Here is a 20,338-nt window from a genome sequence, read left to right on the forward strand (position 1 = left end):
CACAGTGATTATTATAATATGGTTTTTGGTGAAATATACAGGCCTTAAATATCAACAACTTCTCTGGCGTTGCAGAATAAATCAAAGCGTCAGTCGGCGGGGAAACTGCTGGGATAACAGCCCCATGGAACGCTTCTTCCGCAGTCTGAAAATGGGCTGACGCCGGAAGAGTCAGAGAACAGATACCATTTTTACTGTAAAACCGTGGCCAATATTACTTGACCACTACAGGCGGCAGAAATTGCCGAGGAAGATGTCGCGTTGTGTGAACAAATTGGATTACATGGTACAGAAGTCATCCGCGAAATAGCCCAGAAAAAACCGGCCGGGAGTGTGGTCAATATCCTGACACATTGTAACGCAGGCTGGCTGGCGACTGTAGACTGGGGAACCGCGCTTTCTCCCATCTACAAAGCGCATGAAAACGGAATCCCTGTTCACGTCTGGGTGGATGAAACGCGGCCACGTAATCAGGGCGGACTCACGGCATTTGAACTGGGCTCACACGGTATTCCTCACACCCTGATCGCCGACAACGCGGGTGGCCACCTGATGCAACACGGTGACGTTGATCTCTGCATTGTTGGGACCGATCGAACCACGGCCAGAGGGGATGTCTGTAATAAAATTGGTACCTATCTTAAGGCGCTGGCGGCCCATGATAACCATGTTCCCTTCTACGTCGCGTTACCTTCTCCCACTATTGACTGGACTATCGAGGACGGAAAAAGCATTCCGATTGAGCAACGTGACGGAAAAGAGCAGTCCCATGTCTATGGGATAAACCCTCAGGGAGAATTGAGCTGGGTCAATACCGCCCCTGAAGGAACCCGTTGTGGGAACTACGCTTTCGACGTCACGCCTGCCCGATACATTACCGGCTTCATTACTGAGCGGGGAGTCTGTGCTGCCAGTAAGTCAGCGCTGGCGGATATGTTTGCTGACCTGAAGAGTAAAGCACTCCAGGGGGAACAGCATTAAAACGGCGGCCATTGCTATTAAGGATCAGGAATGGAACGGATTAAGTTAGCAGAAAAAATCATTTCCACTTGTCGGGAAATGAATGCGTCAGGTCTTAATCAAGGAACATCAGGTAATGTGAGTGCCAGGTATACCGGTGGCATGTTGATTACGCCGAGTGGGATCGCTTATTCAAAGATGACGCCGGACATGATTGTCTTTGTAGACGATAAGGGAATACCTGAAGCGGGTAAAATACCATCAAGTGAATGGTTATTTCATCTGGCGTGTTATAAAGCCAGACCAGAATTGAATGCTGTCATACATACGCATGCGGTGAATTCCACGGCGGTGGCAATACATAATCATTCAATTCCGGCCATTCATTATATGGTGGCGGTATCGGGGACGGATCATATTCCCTGTATTCCCTATTATACCTTTGGCAGTCCTGAACTGGCCGACGGTGTATCTAAAGGAATCAGAGAAAGTAAGTCCTTGCTGATGCAGCACCACGGTATGCTGGCCATGGACGTCACGCTGGAAAAGACGTTGTGGCTGGCGGGTGAAACCGAGACGCTGGCTGATTTATACATCAAATGTGGCGGATTACATCACGATGTTCCCGTGCTGTCTGAAGCCGAAATGACCATCGTCCTTGAAAAATTCAAAACGTATGGTTTGAAAGCGTAATTACAGCTTTATTTTAATTAATAACATATGACAGCCATTCGCAGAATGGCTGCTATTCCCTCTGTCCACAACGATTGATTATAACTACCACAAGGAGTTATTTATGTTTATCGTGGAATCGTATGCTGTCGCCATAATAATGTGTTTTATTACCATGATTTGCTGGGGTTCATGGGCGAATACAACTAAACTTGTCAGCAATAAAAAATGGGAGTTCCCTCTATTCTATTGGGATTATTCAATTGGATTATTGCTGTGTTCTTTGTTATTTGCCTTCACGCTGGGTTCTATGGGCGAAGCCGGTCGCAGTTTTATACCTGATATTCAGCAGGCGAGCAGCAGTAGTCTGATGTCGGCAATACTGGCAGGGATTATCTTCAATATTTCCAATATTCTTCTGGTCGCTTCTATTAATCTTGCCGGTATGGCGGTAGCTTTTCCTGTGGGTGTGGGGCTGGCACTGGCTCTGGGTGTGATCACCACCTATATCGGCAATCCGCAGGGCGATCCGCTCATTCTGTTCCTCGGTGTCGCCTGCGTTGTGATCGCCATTATTTTTACCGCGATAGCCTATGGTCGTGTCACGCAGGAGGCGGATAAATCTCGCCGTAATAAAGGTCTCATTACTGCCATTCTGGCGGGTATCATCATGGGATGGTTTTTCCGCTTCTTGGCGGACTCCATGTCTGACAATTTCAGCCAGCCTGCCAGCGGTCTGATGACGCCTTACTCAGCACTTGTTCTGTTTGCCGTGGGGCTGTTCTTGTCGAACTTTGTCCTTAACACGCTGGTCATGAAAAAACCTATTTCAGGAGAACCGGTCAACGGGAAAATGTATTTTTCCGGGAGCTTACGGGATCATGTTTGCGGCTGGCTGGGCGGTATGATTTGGTGTGTCGGTCTGGCATTCAGTCTGATTGCGTCTGGTCAGGCGGGGTATGCCATTTCCTACGGTCTGGGACAGGGGGCCACAATGATTGCCGTGATCTGGGGAGTCTTCATCTGGAGAGAATTTGCCAGTGCGCCAGCCGGAACCAATAAACTGCTGCTGACCATGTTTATTTCATACATTGTGGGTATTGTTCTTATTATCGCCGCTAATCAATAAAATCCTGCCCCATATCCACATGGGGCAGTTGTTCATTCTTTTAGTGTGGTAATTCACACGCCAGCAAAAACTCTGCCGTTCCTTCATCAACAATCAGGTCCGTGACATATCCTCCCAGCAGGGCACCCAACGTTGCGTCATAGCCTCTTTCCCCACCAGCAAGGAAGATCTTCCGTTCAATCTGCCTTAGCTGAGCCAGACTGATTCCCAGAATACGCTGGTCAACATCAGCCACGACGGGCATCCCTTCCTTGTCATAGAAGCGACCACAAATGACACCTACTGCGCCTAAATCCCGATACGTCTGCATTTCCTTCTTATTCAGCACGCCCACCCGAATCAGGGGATTTTCATCAAGCGCGTTACCCACGACAAAAAAGGCTTTCGTACAGCGAGTCAGAACGTCAAAATTCGATCGAATAATAGGCTCTGCCTGTAACTCCATGGCCAGTCTGGCGCTTGATACCACGGCGGGCACGTGCAGCGAGGCGACACGGCCTGAAAGCTTGTAGGCGATTTGCGATGAGGATTCAATGATCGTCAGGTCTGGCTGAGATGGCATGGAACCGAGCATCTGTATAACGGTGACATTTTTACATGACTTCGGCGTCATGGTTTTGCTCATCTGATGGATTGTTCTTCCCCAGGCAACCCCCAGCACATCACCATTCTCAATCACCTGATTCAGATACATGCCACCGGCACGTGAAAGGCGAGTCCGCATCAGCTTTGTATCATCACGTTTTCCGGCATGTTCGCCATCCGGCACGATGATCACTCTCTGGAGATTGAATTTATCGCGAATTTGCAAAGCAGCGTCGATAGAGCCAAAGACATTCACATCCAGGTTGATATGAACCAGTCCATTTTCCCGGGCTGTTTGCAGGTATTTGACAACCGTGACGCGGGACACCCCCATGATAGCTGCAACTTCAGTCTGGCTTTTGCCTTCCTGATAGTACAGCCATGTTGCATGAAGTACGGGATCATCATTGAACAGGCTGCTGTTTGTTTGATCTCTATCCACTTTTGTATACCTGTATTAAACCGGGGAAATGCTCATCTTAACCCTGTTTACCCGGAGAGTTGATGCAGATTGCCAGTGGCATGATTTTATACAGATATTTTATTCTTTTACATGAAATAAACCAGCATACCATTTGAGCGATCGCCTGCTGTTCCCCCATACTGTAAAGTCGGAGACATGCTCCGGCTTTACAGTATTACTGAGAGTACACCCATCAAGCATAATCGACGGTTCAATATCGCCCCTTTTTGATCGCCAGCGATTCGTCACCGTGCAGACGGTTGCCGTCACTCACTAAATTATGGGGGACAGTGAACAACAGGTTGGCTCACTGGCAAGAACCCGATTATAAAACTAAGCTGGCGAGCAGAATAAAAATCAGCCCACTGATGGATAAGAGTGTGGACATCAACGTCCAGGATAACAGCGTTTCTTTGGTGGTCAGGCCAAAAAAGTCTTTAATCATCCAGAAACTGGCATCGTTAACGTGAGAACAAATACAGGATCCGGCACCGGTAGCCAGCGTAATCAAGGCCAGGTTGGTATTGGGATGTACTGCCAACAATGGGATGACCAGACCGGCGGTAGAGATCGCCGCGACGGTGGCTGAACCCAGACAAATACGCAGGAATGCGGCCACGCCCCAGGCCATCAAGATCGGGTTAATATCCATACCCGAAACCAGGGTGGAAATATACTGACCAACGCCAGAGTCGATGAGAACTTGCTTGAATGCACCACCACCACCGATAATCAGCAGCAGACCGGCAATACCCGCGATAGCTTTTCCGCAAGAATCCATCAGGTCAGGGATTGTTTTCCCGCGCCCCAGGCCCATGGTATAGATCGCGAACAGCAGTGAAATCAGCATGGCGATCGTCGAATTACCTAAGAACAGTATCACGTTGTAAAATAAGCCAGAATCCGCGGCACTTTTGGCATGAGTCATCTGGATGATGGTGACAACCGCCATCAGGATCACCGGCAGCATTGCCGTGAGAAAACTGATCCCAAAGCCTGGCATTTCGCTTTCGCTGAATCGGCGGGTCGCGCCGAGAGAGGCTATATTCCCCTCTTTTTTAAAGGCGTCCGGAATAATGCGCTGGCAGAATTTATTCAATACCGGGCCGCAAAGAATAAAGGTTGGAATGCCGACAATGATACCGTATATCAGTACCAATCCTACATCAGCGCCATATTCCCTGGCGATAACAGTCGGGCCGGGGTGCGGCGGCAAAAAACCGTGTGCGACCAGCAAACCAGAAAGCATCGGCACACACATAAACATCGGTGATATTTTTGCTTCACGGGCAATAGCGAATAAAATAGGTACCAGAAGAATTAAACCGACTTCGAAAAAAAGTGCGATACCGACAATAAACGCCGAACAGACCACTGCCCAGTCAAGTTTATTTTTCCCGAAATAATTCAGCATGGTCAGCGCTATTCGCTGCGCACCACCCGCATCGGCCAGCAAGCGACCGAGCATAACACCGAAGCCAAATATCAAACCAATATGGCCCAGCGTACCGCCAAGCCCGGATTCGACTGAGGTGACGACTTTACTCAAATCCATACCACTGGCGATGGCGACAGCAATCGAGACAATAATTAACGAAACAAACGTATTAAGCTTAATTTTTATGGTTAAAAGCAGGAGTAAAGCAATCCCTGCCACAACGATAATTAGTGGCATAACGTCCTCTCATAACAGGGTAGCGACCCATCATTATCCGACTGAGCAAATAACGAATGATGCAGAGTCGGATAATTCAGGTGTCTGGATGTTTTTATTTATGCTTTCAGTTTTTATTCATAAAATCGCGCAAAGCCGCGCCAATTTTGTTTACATCATAAATACAACCGGTCCATGTCCCGCCACTCACGGCCTGAAGCATTGCCCATAGCTGGGTATCATCTGGCAATTCAGGATCGGGAAGTAAATCCTGATGGCTGGGTCTGGCATTTAATATTGCAGTTGCCTCCTCCTGTGAAGGTAATTGTTCATCGCTACGGGTTCCGAGGAAATTGACTTCGCCGTGAAGCTCGCGACAATCAATTTTAATTTCAATTACATCCCCGGTGCGTAATTTACCGATGGGGCCTCCGGCCAGCGCTTCTGGCCCCACATGGCCGATGCACGCGCCAGTAGAAACGCCCGAGAAACGTGCATCGGTGATTAACGAAACATGCTTACCGTATGACAGATGCTTCAGGGCACTGGTAACCTGGTAGGTTTCTTCCATCCCTGTACCTGAAGGTCCAACGCCAATAATGACCAGAATATCGCCCGCCTTGATCTTGTCATGTTTGATATCGTAAATCGCACTTTTCTCGGACAGATAAACCTTCGCCACACCTTTATGGTAATAGATACCTTGCTCATCAATCATCGAGGGGTCAATGGCGGTGGATTTGATCACCGAACCTTCTGGCGCAATATTACCCACCGGGAAGGTGATAGTTGAGGTTAATCCGCGCGCTTTTGCTTGCTGCGGAGACATGATCACTTCGTCAGCGTTGATTTGTTCCTGATCGAGCAGGAGTTGCTTGAACCGCTGACGCCGTTCGGAGTGCTCCCACCAGTCGAGGTTTTCTTTCAGCGTGCTGCCGGTAACCGTCATAACGTCTTCATGCAACAATCCGAGGCTGCGCAGATGCAACATGACTTCCGGCACACCACCTGCCATAAAGGCATTGACCGTTGGATGATAAACCGGGCCATTAGGCAGTACGCTCACCAGTCGGGGCACGCGCTTGTTGATGCGGATCCAGTCATCAACGGTCGGGATATGGCAACCTGCCTGGTGAGCAATTGCCGGGATGTGTAACAGCAGGTTTGTTGAACCACCGAACGCGGCATGGACCGTCATCGCATTCTCTATCGCTTTATCGGTGAGAATTTCCCGGGTGGTGATGCCTTTTTGACTCAGGTTCAGCGCAGCTCGCGCGGAAGCTCTGGCGATCTCCCGCCACACAGGCTCACCGGAAGGGGCAAGGGCTGAATGTGGGATTGCCAGCCCCAATCCTTCGGCCACCACCTGAGATGTCCCGGCAGTGCCCAAAAATTGACAGCCGCCGCCGGAAGAGGCACAGGCTTTACAGCCCGCACGGCGTGCGTCCTGTAGAGATAATTCGCCATTGGCGAAGCGTGCGCCAATGGTTTGCACCTTGCCGTTGTCTTCTCCATCCTTTGCGGGCAGCGTCGCGCCGCCGGGGACCAGCACGGTTGCGATGTTGTGCTGCGCGGCGAGTGCCATCATGGTGGCCGGAAGCCCCTTATCGCAACTCGCCACACCAATAACTGCTTTCGCGTCGGGCAGAGAGCGAATAAGGCGGCGCATTACCATCGATGCGTCATTTCGGTATGGTAGCGAATCAAACATCCCCGTTGTACCCTGAGTACGCCCGTCACAAGGATCGGAGACGTACACGGCATAGGGCAGGGCATGGTTGGCTTTAATAACCTCGGCCGCCGCTTTTATCTGGATGTCCAGTTCGTAATGCCCCTGGTGCAGCGCCAGCGCCACGGGTTTACCGTCTGCGCCGCGTAAGCCACCGAGTGTACTGAGCAGTAAAATACCGTCCCGATCCAGCTCGTCCGGAGACCAACCCATTCCGGCATTCATGGTCATACCGAACAGATCCCCGCTCGGGCGGTTGATAAGCATCTCTGCGGTTAATGGGAGTTCGCCGTCCGGGCCATCGGCGTGCGTTCTGACGGTGTAAATATCGTGGCTCTCGTCAGCAAAAATATTGCGAACAGACATGAGTTTCTCCTCAGACTGGTAAAATGCCCTGCGCGGTAAGCAGCACGTGGACTTTATCTTTTGCTTCTTCTGATGCTTCAAGAATCGGTGGTAAGCAATATGTCTCTACAGGCAGCCCGACACACTGCATGCTGTATTTGATCAGTGAGACAAACGGTGTTTCGAGGGCGTAAATAGCGGGCAGTTGTAGTAGTTTTTTATTCAGCGTCGCAGCGGTCGCCAGATCGCCTTCACGCCAGGCGCGGTAGATGCCGACGGAGAGTTCCGGAGCAAAGTTAGCGCTGGCGGTTATCGCACCGTCGCCGCCCAGCAGCATCGTATTCAGCAAATGATCATCGTAACCGCAGAATACCGAAAACGACGGGCGTACCGACTTAACTGTGTTGATCATCGTACGCAAGTGACCAACGCTGTCGATGGTGTCTTTGATGCCAACGATATTCTCGTTTTGCAGAGCCAGACGCGTCACGGTTTCCGGGGTTAAGTCCTGACCCGTCAGATCCGGAAAGTTGTACAGGATCACCGGTAGGGTGACGCTACGGGCGATCTGCTGGTAATAGTCGTCAAGATTTCGTGGTGCGACTTTCCAGTAGTAGGGGTTGATGGCGACGATACCATCAGCGCCGTAGGCTTGCGCATGCTGCGCCAGTTTGACCGCTTCGTCAGTGGAAGGGGAACCGACGCCAATCAATACCGGCACTCGCCCGTCGACAATGGTTACAGCTTCTTCGGCGAGCGCCATGCGCTGGGCTGTATTCATTTGGCTAAATTCACCACCGGTACCCAGATAAAACAGCCCGTCGACCCCTTTATTAATCAGGAAGTCGGCAACTTCGCGCATTGCCTTTTTATCAAGGGTTCCGTCACGATGAAACGTGCTGGATACCGGTGGAATAATGCCGCTGAATTTTTTCATTACCTCAGTTTCCTTTTCGTAAATGCTCATTTTCGTTTCTGTATCCCAGCCCATATGATATTTGCTCAGCGCATTTCCGGAGCAATTCCAGATAGCTGTCTATCTTATTTCCTGAATAAACTACCGGATCGCCAGAAAGTGAGATTGCATAGTTAACTCTGTTATACATATTGAATACCGGCATACTTAAACATACCGCCCCATAGGTTGATTCTTCGTTGTCTATGGCCCATCCCCGAAGGCGTGTTTTTTGTAATTCTTCCAGAAACAATTTTTTATCGGTAAATGTATTGCGCGTATGTGGAGTTAACGTGAGTGCTTCTAAAAAATAATCCAGTTCTTCTCGTGTCTTCCAGGCTAATAATGCCTTACCCAACGCGGTAATATGCAACTCAAGTTTTTTGCCAATCCAGCTTTTGCTCGTCGGTACAGAGTCCGGACTTTCGATCTTGTCGAGATAGATAGCCGAAATGCTCTCCATCGCCCCAAGATGACAAACCAGTCCACTTTTCAGCGACAACTCCTGCATTGGCCGCTTAGTCACCTCAAATATATTTTGACGGTGTAACGCCTGACAACCCAATTCGTAGTTTTTTATTCCCAGTGAATAGTAGCCGTTTTTGTTTTTAATTAAGAAACCACACTCCACCATTACATTCAATAAATTAAGCAGGCTGCTTTTGGGGTACTGGAATTTATTTAATAACTCCATATAACTTGCCATACCAACCCATGCAATGTGGGTTAATATTTTTTCAGCACGGACTAATGAATTACACCCTTTGCGAACCATAATGGCTCCTTCTTGCTCATGGAATAAATGGTATCGGCATTACATAGTGGAAAATATGCTTTGTTCAGCATGCTGAACTGTAATGAAGTGATTAAATGTGATCTTGTACACACTTTGAATAATGAATCCAGAACAACCACATTTAGTGAATGAGAATAAAAAGTAGATGGCGTGTTGTTGCAACATCGTAGCGTGTGGATTGCGCATAGGGCTTCTTTATTCGTTCGAGCGCATCGCCAATATTTTCTATTGGGTGCCATTGATTATTTTTGCTTGAAATCCCTCTCGAACGAACTTACTTATCACTTTATTGAATGAGGTAAAAACAACTGACATCCGGCTCGCTGATAACGCTGTGCAATAGTCTCAGGTAACCCGCTGTCACTGATGATCGTTTTAATACATGATAGTGTTGCTACAGCATGCGGCTCAACGGCATCAAATTTTGAGTGATCGGCCATGAGAATAACTTCACGCGAGCGTTGAATAATCCGTGTTTTCACCCCGACCTCAAACATGGTGGCATTGGTGATCCCCGTCTCCAGCGACAGCGCATCGCAGGAGATAAACGCACGTTCTACGGAAAAGGCATTGATCATCTCCAGCGCCAGACTCTCTCCTACCGAAAAATAACCTGGGCGAATCAGTCCTCCGATAATGTAACTTTCCACATGGGGAAAACAGCCCAGTTCATTGGCGATTTTAATGTCGTTGCAGATGACCTTTACCCGCGCATCGGCCAGGCATTTCGCCAGTTCGAGGCAGGTTGAGCCGGAGTCGAGAAAAAAGCAGTCGCCATCTTTGATCATTGTTCGGGCAAGGGCAGCTATTTCTCTTTTCGCCACAGATTGCAATGTACGTTTCACGTCGAAGACGTACTCTTTGTCGTCTGTACTGTCGTCGAAGTCCAGGCAACCGTGACCGCGGATCATGCCTGGATACTGGTTGGCAATATACTGGAAATCACGACGGACAGTCGCTTCCGCATAGCCAAAAAGCTCCATGGCCTGCTGTGTGGAGAGGTGACGATGTTGCCACAGGTAGTGCAGCATCTGTTTGATACGGTCAGGTCTCTGTTGGCTCATCAGAAACAATCTCCTCTTACAGGGTGGCGAATTGAGCTAAGGTCGCGCGATAGTCAGATGAAGAGAACAGGGCGCGCCCAATCACCATATGTTGCGCCCCGGCTGCTGCCAGTTGCTGTGCAGCTGCCAGCGTAATTCCACCGTCGGCCCAGCACTCGGTCTGAGGAAAAGCCGTGCGTACTTTTTGGATTTTCTCGCACATGGAGGGAATAAACCGCTGTCCCTGCCCATCGGGCTCACTGGTCATCACCATCACTCCGTCCAGCTCAGACGCCAGATATCGCCAGGCGTCGATCGGGGTTGCCGGATTAAATACCAGTCCGGCTCGTGCGCCGGTATGGCGGATCTCAGTTAACGTTTCCGAAGGATAGTCCAGCGTTTCTGCATGAACGAAGATCCACGCGGGTCTGATTTCAGCCAGCGCGTTAAACCAGCGCTGTGGCCGGGCAACCATGAAATGAAAGGACAAGGGATGAGGCGTCTGTCTGGCGACGGCCTGCACCGTTTTCATCCCAAACGTAATGTTGTTAATGAAGCTGCTGTCCTCAATATCCAGATGCAGGCTCCCAAAATCCAGATTGTCCAATGCCGTCAGCTCACGACCATAGTGCAGAGGATTTGCGCTGGCGAGAGAAGGGTGCAGGATCATAAGCGCCTCCGTTAACCTGATACCAGCGCAAACAGTGCATCGTCTGTGCTGGCATTTCCCACTGCCGCTAAGCGTTGTGGCGAATCAATAAACTGGCTGATGCGCTGAATGGTCAAAATATGTGCGTTGGCATCTGTGGCGCTGACGCAGAGAAGCAGCCAGACGGGGTCGCACTCCTCGTTACCAAAGGCGACCGGGGTGCGTAGCGTGGTGATACTGACCTGATTATAGTTTGCGCCTTGCTCTGGTCGGGCGTGAGGCAAGGCGATTCCTGGGGCTATCAGATAATAAGGCCCCCAGTTAAGGGTATTTTCGATGATCCCATTAACGTAGCATGGCTGCGCGGCACCATAGGCTACCAGCGGGCGGGTGGCGATTTCCACGGCCTGACGCCAGTCGGTGGCTTCACGTTGTGCCTGTACCCATTTAATATCGTTAATCATCCGTCGTTGACTCCATGCCGATTCGGGTTAATCTGGTAGCGATCCCCGTCGATACTTTTGACGAAGGCGGCAGGGATCGCAGAAGGGTTATTGCTCTTTGCCGGGGATAAGCGCTCTGCTTATCCCTATCTTATCGGCGTATATGATGCACTTTCTCCATAAACTGACTGACTCGCGCCTGGTCAACGAAATTGGCAAAAACGCCGTCCTTTTTAAAGGTGGTTGCGGTCACACAGCCATCGGCGATACTGAGTTGTTCCTCCACGTTTTCCAGGCAGACGCCCGTGTTGGCCAACACGACGGTGTCAGGCACCGTTTCTTTGACCCGTTTTAACAGCGCGCTGTCTGTACGCGTCCCGGCGGTCAGGCCAGAAACACAGAGCGCATCAGGATGGTTGTTAAATACTGTCGATTTAGCAATAGAACAGATATCGCGATTGCCCAGATACACGGCGGCCTCTGGGACGATATTGAACAAGGTTTTCACTTCGCCTGCACCAATCCGGTGTTGATGACGGATGGTCTCACCGACGTTAGTGTCCCAGACGCCAAAGTCGCTGGCATAGGCACCGGTAAATATCTCGCGGATAAACTTAGCGCCGGTAGCCATCGCCAGGTCGAATGAGGCGACCGGATCCCACAGAACATTCACGCCAAACGGGATGCGGATATCGCTCATTAATTGCCCGATGATTCGTGCCATTGCCGCAGTGGTTTCCGGACGCACCTTCGTGAGATAGGGAAGACTAAACTCGTTGGAGAACATGACTGCATCCACCCCACCATTTTGGAGCGCCATCAGATCGTCCCAGGCTTTGTCGATAACCCAGTTCATCCCCAACTGCGCATCAAAACTCGGGTCGCCGGGCAATGCACGTAGATGGCACATGGCGATGACCGCTTTTTCCGTCCCAATAACCTCTTTCAGCCAACTCATTGAAAGTACTCCTTATTCCGATAATTCACGTTTACGTAAGAACAGCACGACGCTGGCGACAATACCGACCGCCACGACAACGCCAATAATCCCAAGCGACATCAATTCAGAAATCGACCAACCGAACATATTGCCCACGGACAACGCTGAGATTTGCGCACTTTCACCGGCAAAACTGAAACCGCCTTTGAGCGCCATTTCAGTGAAGTAAGGCGCGAACTGGGTGGCGATCAGCAGGACGGTAATCATCACGATGACCCCGCTTATCAACGTCCTGACCAGGTCTCCGCGGTGGATAACCGTAGCCATACAGATAAAGAACGGTGCTACCGGCAGGTCTGCGAGGGGTAACACTTTGTTGCCCGGTAAAATGCTGGCCAGAATTAACATAATGGGTATCAGTAGCAGACCGACAGCAATGGTGGTTGGATGCCCCAGCGTCACAGCAGTATCCAGACCGATATACACTTCACGTCCTTTGAAATATTTCTGGAAGAACTTTCTTGCACCGTCGGAGATGGGCATCAGGCCCTCAACAATCAGGCGGATCATGCGCGGGAACAGCACCATGATTGCCGCAACGGTAATCATCAGACTGGCGCAACCTTTAAAGCCTTCACCAGCCGCCAGGCCAAAAATCAGACCGAGCACTACGCCGATAATCACCGGATCGCCGACCATGCCGTAGCGTTTCTGGATCTCCTGAGCATCGATATTGCGTCCCTTCATGAAAGGGATTTTTTCATAGATAGCATCAAGTAGAACGAAAAGCGGTACTGAACTGGAACCGTAGCCTTGCGGTATCGAAATACCTTCCAGCCCGACGATGTTCTGTACCCGTTTTGCCGTCCAGTCGGCCATTTTTAACGATAGCGCCGCATGGCAGATTGCCCCCAGCACACCATAAATCAGGCTACCGGTCATAAGCTGGACCACCGTACCCGTAATGGCGTAGTGCCAGTAATTGTAAATATCGACGTTCATCGTTTTGGTCAGACGGGTGACCAGCATGGCGACATTGAGAAGAAAAATAACTGGGATAATCATGGCGCCAATGGCTGTCGCATAACCAACGCCGGAGGCAGGGCCTGCGCCAACGTCAAAGACATGCAGGGCCAGGCCGAAACGCTCAATCATCACTTTGATAGGGGGACTGAGGCTGTCGATCGCCATGACGATCACCAGTCCCATACCGACAAAACCAATCCCAACCGTTACCCCTGCCTTAATCGCCTGCAGCCAGGGGATGCGGAAGATAAGGCCAATCACGATCATGATGATAGGGACGAAAACGGTACCGCCGAGAGACAGGATGTAATCAAACATAATGCCTCCTTTTATTGAGTTAACAGAGCCTTGATTTGTTGTTTTAACGCGTCGTCGTTGATCCCTGTGAGCAGGGCGGCGCCATTAAGCGTAGGGATGCCGTAATCACTGTTGGTTCGCATGGAGGTTACAATAAGGTCCATACCGTTACAGTTAAGAGGGATCTCATTCAGACAGCATTGGGCGGTAGTGGCTGAAATGCCCTGTTCAGTCAGGAACTCTTGCAGCTTGTGTGCAATCATGGTTGAAGTCGACATGCCGGTACCGCATGCCACAAGGATCTTTTTCATAATGGATGTGCCTCTTGTGTAGTGCCTGAATCAGGCTCAACGGGGAAATGTGCTGCTGACATACCTGCCAGAGCGGTCAATAGGCGGATGCAATCAGTCAAATCACGCAGGCTGGCAACCTCCGCCGGAGAATGGGTATAGCGACAAGGAATAGAGAGACTGGCGCAGGGAATACCATCCTGCTCAACCTGGATATAACCGGTTTCTGTTATCACGCCGGGAGCCACTTCTCGCTGCACCGGAATGTTGTGTTCAAGAGCCGTCTGTTCCAACATCCGTATCAGGCGAGGAGGCGTGATTAATCCGGCCAGCGTTCCCCGACCATGGTAGTTCAGGCAGGTGATCCCAACGCCCTGATTAATCCTGACCTCGGAATAATCGTGTAAATCAGGGGTGTCACACGATGGAGTGATATCAATACCAATCGCCAGGTCAGGTTTTACACGGCGTAATACGGGAACAATGCCGCGGATATTAAATTCTTCCTGTACCGAAGCCACCAGATAAACGGCGATATCAAGCTCCGTAGTACTGATAGCATCCGCTACACCGAGCAGGGCAGTACAGCCCAGACGATCGTCTAGTGCTTTACTGCACACCAGATCGTTTGCCAGGAGTTGCGGCGGGTTATACAGAGTGACAGGCGTACCGACCTGAATGCCCATTCGTATAGCGTCGTCTTTGTCTTTGGCACCAATATCAATCCACAGTTTGTCGACAGAAGGTGACTGCGTGCGCTCGTCGCCTTTGGCAAAGTGGTAGGACTTAATGCCGATACACCCCATGACTGGCCCTTTGTCCCCGGTGAGGGTGACGATGGATCCAGCCATAGTGACCTGCGCAGGACCGCCTACGCGTTCAAAGCGTAAAAATCCAGAAGGCTCTATTTTGCGCACCATAAAACCGACTTCATCCATATGCGCAAAAATCATCAGTCGCAGCGCATCGGGTTTATCACTACCGTAGCGCGCGACGACATTCCCAAGCCTGTCTCGCCAGACCTCTTTTGCCTGACGCCTGAATTCGCACAGCATGACGTCAGCGACAGCGTTTTCGTGTCCTGAAATCGCATTGTGCTGCAAAAGCGAGAACAGGGTTTCCTGCACAGAAAATGACATAGCTATCTCCGTAGACCGTAAAACAATCACTCGTTGAGCGTTTTATAGGCGCAGACTGGTCGAATAATTGTGAGAACGTTCACGTGAAAACGCGCAAAGCTGAACAAATAAAAAATTATGTGAGCCGAGTGGAATAAAAGCGCTCAACGTTTGTGAAAGTTACGGGCTAGAGAGACCAGTGATTATGGTTGAAATAATGAGAATGAATAAAACGCGGTAACTGTTATCGCACCACTTTGTTGCAGGACGCTCCCTCTTCATTACGTCCTGCACGTGGATACCCCAGCATCTCCATCAGCGGATCTTAGAATGTAATGGCGCGTGGCAGGTCGTTGGTTCCCAGCATAATGTAAGAAAACATCGGATCTCCTGAATAGATTCAGAGGGAGTATAGATAATCAGCTCAAATCACTCTCCGCTTTATGAGCCCAGGCTGGCATTGCCGTCAGATAACGTTTTGCACGCTTATGTGCTTCCTCCGGGCCGACTTTTTGCCAGGAATCAAGGAAGCTGGCTAAACCTGATACCGCTTCTTCCCAGGGTTTGAGATTGCCGTTGCTGTAGCTGCAGTACGCACAATATTGATCACTGGCACTGTGTGCATCTGGTGCCGACATCGGCATTCCGCAAGCCTGACAGAACTGTTCATGTTGTGACATATGATGCTCCTTATGGTGACATCTTGATTAATAAACATACTGAATATGTATTGTGCAGGTGATGCATCAGATTAAAGCAAAGGCTAAGCCCCCGGTATCTCCAGTCAGAAATACCGGGAACCTGTTGTTACCTAGCGATGAGTGCGAACACGCCCCAGCCAAAGTATTCCCGCGCGTACGTTACGTGGCGTTTCGGCGAGATGTTTAGCTCGGCCCTGACTTCGGCGGCGAAGTCATCGTCAGGATTGGCCTCCAGCCAGCGGCGCATGGTCAGCCATTTCGCGGCCTCATATCGGTCCCAGCCTTCCTGGTCCGCCAGTACCATTTCCACCACGTCGTAGCCGAGGTCGTCAAACGCGCTGACAAGCCCTGGTAGCGTCAGAAAATCGGTCGTCGAGCTGACGCCACAGGCCTGGGCTATCTCGTCCGTTGCCGGAAGCTGACGCCAGTAAGGTTCACCGATGAGCATGATCCCGCCCGGTTTAAGGCTCTGCGCCAGCAGTTCGACTGTCCCGGCAAAGCCTCCGGCAATCCAGGTCGCGCCAACGCAGGCTGCTACGTCACATTTTTCATTGGCGACGTAACCCGCCGCATCATTATGAATAAAATGTACGCGTTCGCTGACGCCGAGTTCTTCCGCGCGGCGTCTGGCCTGCGCGGTGAAGAGCGAACTCATGTCGATTCCAGTCCCCGTAATGCCATGATCCCGGGCCCAGGTGCAGAGCATCTCGCCCGAGCCGCTGCCGAGGTCCAGAATTCGGGTCTCTGGTTTCATGCGCAGCACGCGACCCAGCGTGGCGTACTTCTCTTCGGTGAACGGGTTGTGGATGCGGTGTTCGCTTTCACTGATGGTAAAAATACGTGGAATATCCATTAGTTAATTCCTGTTATTGGGTTAAGCATTAAAAAGGGCACAACAAGATTGTTATTCACGCCAGTGCTCCGGTTTCATCAGGGCCTGCGCGCACTGGATGTGGCCGGTCACGTTCATGGGCTGAGCGGTGAGTGCTTGCATCATCCAGCAGGCTTTGTGCTCCTCCGGGATGGGATAAGGTGCCGGATAGCCTTTGTCTCCGGCACAGGGTTCGAACCCATGTCGGGGGTAATAGGTGGCGTGGCCGAGAACAAAAACCGTCTGGCAGCCCATCAACCTCAGGTGCTCGATGCCAGTGCGTATCAACCGTCCTCCCACGCCCATCCCCTGGTATTCCGGTATGACTGCCAGGGGAGCGAGGATATGCATCAGCGGTGAATCCATTTCCCCTTTGAAGGTTGCCCGGGTAAATAAAATATGCCCGACGGCTTTGCCTTCATGTCGGGCCAGCAGCGATAACGCAGGGCGCGCGCTTTCATCCTCAAGTAAAGAGGCCGTTAAATCGGCTTCTTTGCTGAAGCCAAATGCGCGGGTTTCGACTTCCCGGATATCACTGGCATCACTTTCATCTGTGATTTGAAAAGTGAAGTGGTGTGCTGTCATCGAAACTCTCCTTAGCGATTATCGAGCTGAGCGCGAACGTTATTCAGCCCGGTAGTGTTGATTCGATAGGGCTGACCATTGACGGACTTGATAAGTTTTTTGGTTTTGAGTTTTTTGAAGACGGCGAGCGTGCAGTCGGTCAGCAACAGCCCTTCGCGGCTGTAGCATTCAACGGAAGTGACGCGGCCTGAAGAATCGCGGACGTGCGCAATACGTCCACCTTTAGCGAGAACGTGTAACGTACGTTGTTCCTGACGGGATAAATTCATACTGAAGAACCTGTTTAATCATCATGTGCAAAACGTGCAAACACACCGCGGTGTCCGCATTCGATTTCGGCGCATTGATAATCAGTCCGGCCTGAAAAGGTCGGGGAACTGATTATCGGATGATTACATTCTCCAGCATCAAAGCCTCGGGTTGAGTTGAAAGGTATTTACGGAGCGAATATTAACACGTAGTTATAGGAGGGATATGTTTCAGTAGAAAAAGTGTGATGTACTTTGGAAATTGAATGCCAACCCATTTACTGGAAAAGGCAGATGACACTGACGAATGCATGTTGAAGTACGCCTGAAATGGCCTCATCGGCTTTTCCCTTCGGGAGATTATTCTCCTTTTGTTTAATCCAGAACATAAATATGCTCACCCATCTTCGATGCTCGAAAAATTGAAGCCAATCCTGATAAGTAATTTTTTTGAAAGGGTATTTTCCGGATTCACACCGGCTTTGATGAGTGAAAAACCGTTCTCTTTTATCCAGTCAATCGTGGCGGTAATTGCTTCAATTGCATATCCCTGGCGAGTATAAGCGGGACTGATGGTATAGCCGAGCCAAAACACATCACATTGCTGACGTAAATAGATATCACCAATCAAAACCTGCGTCATCTTGTTGACAATGGCCAATTGAATATCGCGAGCAAGTGTAAGAACTCCCAGCAAGGCCCTGTAAATAATTCTGTGTAACTGCCCACGATTAAAGGTGGCCGCTCAGGCGGTCACCGTATTCGATAATAAATGGGTCTGGAAAAAGTGCAGCATCTGGCAGCGTAATGCAGGTAGCCCAGTTCAACTCTCACTACCAGTATGATCCCAAGTTCGAGCGCGGAATGTATCTGTATGAGCATCGTCGCTGTTTCAATAACATCATCGGCTACTGTAACTCACTTTGCTATCACGGTAAGTTGCAGCCTAAAAGAGGGATGGAAAAAGGGACGATTTTCCCCGCAATGGGATATTTACATATTGATGGTAGAGGCATGAAGCCAAATGGAGGAAGCCGTTATAACCCTCTTGAAGCTGAAACAATAGCAGCATGGCTGGTGGCACATAAGGATGATATAGAGCGCCATTACGGGGAACCACTGTACAAAGTTGTTGGTGTTGTGACGCCATTTTCGGCGCAGGTTAATGCTATCAAAACGTCATTGCGTAAGCTGGAAATTAATGGCAAAGACGAGCAGGGTTCACTGACAGTGGGGACTGTGCACTCCTTGCAGGGGGCGGAAAGGGCGATTGTTCTCTTTTCTCCTGTCTACTCAAAACATGAAGATGGCAGGTTTCTTGATAGCAACAGCAGTATCCTCAATGTTGCTGTCTCACGCGCTAAAGATAGTTTTCTGGTATTTGGCGATATGGACCTTATCGAGATGCAGCCCGCATTTTCGCCGCGAGGGTTATTGGCAAAATATCTCTTTTCTTCAGATAATAATGCGTTGCAATTTGAGTTTCAGAAACGACAGGATTTAATTTCCGCACATACACAAATTTCAACGCTGCATGGTGTGGAGCAGCATGATGGATTTTTGAACAAGACTCTTGCCGGAGCTCAAAAGAAAATAACGATTATTTCCCCTTGGTTATCTTGGCAAAAAGTGGAGCAAACGGGATTTCTGGCATCAATGGCTTTGGCCCGTTCCCGGGGCATTGATATTACCGTGGTGACGGATAAAAACTGCAATATAGCGCATGTCGATGATGATAAGCGTCAGGAGAAACAACATCTGCTGAATGATGCTGTTGAAAAGCTCAATAAGATGGGTATCGCTACGAAATTGGTTAATCGTGTCCACAGCAAAATTGTGATTGAGGATGAAGAACTGCTGTGTGTCGGATCTTTTAACTGGTTCAGTGCTGCACGGGAAGATAAGTATCAACGATACGATACGTCTTTGGTGTACCGTGGCGAAGGCGTAAAAAATGAAATAAAGGCAATATATGGTAGTCTGGATCAACGTCAGCTTTAAATGTGATGAGCCGTTCATGATACAGGAGTAGTAAAGGGCATATTTTACCAATGTTAAGGCGACTTTCCGTTTTATTGCGAGTCGCCTTTCCTGATTATAAATCTTATTGTTTACCTAATCATTTTCCTTTGCATAATGCGCCTGGGATTAATGGCGGGTGCTTTTAGGAATGAAAGAAAATGCAAGCAATAATATAATAATGGCCTAATTTCTTTGAACATCATTAAGCATATCATCATCGTCTATTTGCCAGAATCCGTCGACTTATAATCGCCAGAACGGCATATCAGGACGGTGCTGCGAACGCTGTGGCCCAAAACGTTCCAGTAAACTGTGTAGATGTTCGTAGATTTCCGAGCCATAACCGAAAAGGCGCGGATGTCTATTAAGGCATCCGGCTAATCTGTAAGCAATAACAACGGTTTATGCGGTGCGCGTTTTTCACCCTTGTGCCAGATTATTATATTGGCAATTGCCTGCTGTTCGAGCCCGCAAGTGAAGAGATATTACCTTGATCTCATTTGTTTTTTGTTGTCTGCTCTGGGAATGGACAAGGACATCCCCCATGAATAAACTCCCCGCTCACCTTTCGCGCCAAAACTGCAAAATTGCTTCTACAAATCTGTCAGAAATAATCCCCCGACGGGCTGCCGCGCTGAAATGACTGCTTCGCAGTGACGTCGTCCAGTTCTCCGCTGACCGGTACGCTGAACCGAAATATCCCGTGCTTAAATCGTCCGGATCTTCATCAGGCGCGTTCGTCAGTCCTCTTTCACCTTGTTGCTGGAAGTCGACGAAAATAATATTGGCTAAAACATTATTTTGATAATTGCCATAA

The 20,338-nt window shown here is 49.8% G+C and carries 20 protein-coding genes and 5 pseudogenes; 6 read left to right on the forward strand and 19 right to left on the reverse strand.

Translation table 11 applies throughout. From position 1 onward, the window contains the following. Positions 1–34: 34 nt before the first annotated feature. The 4 genes and pseudogenes from FTE26_RS14460 to FTE26_RS14475 all read left to right on the forward strand — a co-directional run. A pseudogene (locus FTE26_RS14460) lies at positions 35–222 on the forward strand (IS3 family transposase); the annotation flags it as partial. 18 nt (positions 223–240) lie between these two features. Continuing rightward, positions 241–981 carry an S-methyl-5-thioribose-1-phosphate isomerase gene (gene mtnA / locus FTE26_RS14465; RefSeq protein WP_225521232.1) on the forward strand — a complete coding sequence of 247 codons (741 nt, stop codon included), beginning with the start codon at positions 241–243 and terminating at the stop codon, positions 979–981. A 30-nt stretch (positions 982–1,011) separates the two neighbouring features. Beyond that, complete coding sequence (locus tag FTE26_RS14470; protein ID WP_000439686.1) at positions 1,012–1,653, forward strand: L-fuculose-phosphate aldolase; 642 nt, start codon at positions 1,012–1,014, stop codon at positions 1,651–1,653. 103 nt (positions 1,654–1,756) lie between these two features. Continuing rightward, the gene (locus FTE26_RS14475) at positions 1,757–2,761 is read left to right on the forward strand and encodes a GRP family sugar transporter (RefSeq protein ID WP_000471144.1); all 1,005 of its coding nucleotides are present in this window, start codon (positions 1,757–1,759) and stop codon (positions 2,759–2,761) included. A gap of 40 nt (positions 2,762–2,801) precedes the next feature. Here the strand turns inward: FTE26_RS14475 and FTE26_RS14480 are convergent, their stop codons facing one another. From FTE26_RS14480 to FTE26_RS14565, 18 genes and pseudogenes are all read right to left on the reverse strand, one after another. Then, positions 2,802–3,788, reverse strand: coding sequence for a sugar-binding transcriptional regulator (locus FTE26_RS14480; RefSeq protein WP_000373366.1), 987 nt, complete (start codon positions 3,786–3,788; stop codon positions 2,802–2,804). Positions 3,789–4,134: 346 nt separating this feature from the next. Beyond that, positions 4,135–5,484, reverse strand: a complete 1,350-nt coding sequence (locus FTE26_RS14485; protein ID WP_001128363.1) for a GntP family permease — start codon at positions 5,482–5,484, stop codon at positions 4,135–4,137. Between the two features lie 106 nt (positions 5,485–5,590). Then, positions 5,591–7,558: a xylonate dehydratase YjhG gene (gene yjhG / locus FTE26_RS14490; RefSeq protein WP_000116325.1), complete on the reverse strand. Its 1,968-nt coding sequence runs from the start codon at positions 7,556–7,558 to the stop codon at positions 5,591–5,593. 10 nt (positions 7,559–7,568) lie between these two features. Further along, positions 7,569–8,474: a dihydrodipicolinate synthase family protein gene (locus FTE26_RS14495; RefSeq protein WP_000714563.1), complete on the reverse strand. Its 906-nt coding sequence runs from the start codon at positions 8,472–8,474 to the stop codon at positions 7,569–7,571. 4 nt (positions 8,475–8,478) lie between these two features. Continuing rightward, entirely contained in the window at positions 8,479–9,267 is a 789-nt protein-coding gene (locus tag FTE26_RS14500) for an IclR family transcriptional regulator (protein WP_000251800.1), read from the reverse strand. A 302-nt stretch (positions 9,268–9,569) separates the two neighbouring features. Continuing rightward, entirely contained in the window at positions 9,570–10,352 is a 783-nt protein-coding gene (locus FTE26_RS14505) for a DeoR/GlpR family DNA-binding transcription regulator (RefSeq protein WP_000082779.1), read from the reverse strand. A gap of 16 nt (positions 10,353–10,368) precedes the next feature. Next, positions 10,369–11,001 carry a ribulose-phosphate 3 epimerase family protein gene (locus FTE26_RS14510; RefSeq protein ID WP_000600624.1) on the reverse strand — a complete coding sequence of 211 codons (633 nt, stop codon included), beginning with the start codon at positions 10,999–11,001 and terminating at the stop codon, positions 10,369–10,371. A gap of 11 nt (positions 11,002–11,012) precedes the next feature. Further along, positions 11,013–11,444 carry an SgcA family PTS sugar transporter subunit IIA gene (sgcA, locus tag FTE26_RS14515; protein WP_000606405.1) on the reverse strand — a complete coding sequence of 144 codons (432 nt, stop codon included), beginning with the start codon at positions 11,442–11,444 and terminating at the stop codon, positions 11,013–11,015. Between the two features lie 130 nt (positions 11,445–11,574). Then, positions 11,575–12,381, reverse strand: coding sequence for a BtpA family protein SgcQ (gene sgcQ, locus FTE26_RS14520; RefSeq protein WP_000118626.1), 807 nt, complete (start codon positions 12,379–12,381; stop codon positions 11,575–11,577). Positions 12,382–12,393: 12 nt separating this feature from the next. Further along, positions 12,394–13,707: a PTS sugar transporter subunit IIC SgcC gene (gene sgcC, locus FTE26_RS14525; RefSeq protein WP_000460845.1), complete on the reverse strand. Its 1,314-nt coding sequence runs from the start codon at positions 13,705–13,707 to the stop codon at positions 12,394–12,396. A gap of 11 nt (positions 13,708–13,718) precedes the next feature. Continuing rightward, entirely contained in the window at positions 13,719–13,997 is a 279-nt protein-coding gene (gene sgcB / locus FTE26_RS14530; protein ID WP_000722973.1) for a PTS sugar transporter subunit IIB SgcB, read from the reverse strand. Next, entirely contained in the window at positions 13,994–15,115 is a 1,122-nt protein-coding gene (locus FTE26_RS14535; protein WP_000010833.1) for a M42 family metallopeptidase, read from the reverse strand. Before FTE26_RS14535 ends, sgcB begins: the two co-directional genes overlap by 4 nt. A 244-nt stretch (positions 15,116–15,359) precedes the next feature. Continuing rightward, positions 15,360–15,476 (reverse strand): annotated as a pseudogene (locus FTE26_RS14540) (VOC family protein); the annotation flags it as partial. A 37-nt stretch (positions 15,477–15,513) separates the two neighbouring features. Continuing rightward, on the reverse strand, positions 15,514–15,774 hold the full coding sequence (locus FTE26_RS14545) for a zinc ribbon domain-containing protein (RefSeq protein ID WP_000077646.1): 261 nt from the start codon (positions 15,772–15,774) through the stop codon (positions 15,514–15,516). Between the two features lie 127 nt (positions 15,775–15,901). Further along, positions 15,902–16,648 (reverse strand): SAM-dependent methyltransferase, encoded by a 747-nt coding sequence (locus FTE26_RS14550; protein WP_000354249.1) that lies wholly within the window; start codon positions 16,646–16,648, stop codon positions 15,902–15,904. A 55-nt stretch (positions 16,649–16,703) separates the two neighbouring features. Further along, positions 16,704–17,251: pseudogene (locus tag FTE26_RS14555) on the reverse strand (GNAT family N-acetyltransferase). A gap of 11 nt (positions 17,252–17,262) precedes the next feature. Beyond that, positions 17,263–17,520, reverse strand: a complete 258-nt coding sequence (locus FTE26_RS14560) for a YjhX family toxin (RefSeq protein ID WP_001054379.1) — start codon at positions 17,518–17,520, stop codon at positions 17,263–17,265. A 376-nt stretch (positions 17,521–17,896) separates the two neighbouring features. Then, entirely contained in the window at positions 17,897–18,142 is a 246-nt protein-coding gene (locus FTE26_RS14565; protein WP_001420158.1) for a GNAT family N-acetyltransferase, read from the reverse strand. Between the two features lie 116 nt (positions 18,143–18,258). On the opposite strand from FTE26_RS14565, the pseudogene yjhR reads away from it, so the two are divergent. Then, positions 18,259–19,500, forward strand: a pseudogene (yjhR, locus tag FTE26_RS14570) (helicase YjhR); the annotation flags it as partial. 267 nt (positions 19,501–19,767) lie between these two features. Here yjhR and FTE26_RS14575 read toward each other — a convergent pair. Further along, positions 19,768–19,973, reverse strand: a pseudogene (locus FTE26_RS14575) (phosphorothioated DNA-binding restriction endonuclease); the annotation flags it as partial. A 92-nt stretch (positions 19,974–20,065) separates the two neighbouring features. Between FTE26_RS14575 and FTE26_RS20315 the strand changes: the two are divergent. Next, on the forward strand, positions 20,066–20,164 hold the full coding sequence (locus tag FTE26_RS20315; protein ID WP_418510044.1) for a hypothetical protein: 99 nt from the start codon (positions 20,066–20,068) through the stop codon (positions 20,162–20,164). Positions 20,165–20,338 lie beyond the last annotated feature (174 nt).

Origin of the sequence: Escherichia sp. S10b (genome assembly GCF_028421345.1) — a bacterium.
In the GTDB taxonomy this organism is placed as follows: Bacteria; Pseudomonadota; Gammaproteobacteria; order Enterobacterales; family Enterobacteriaceae; genus ECMA0423.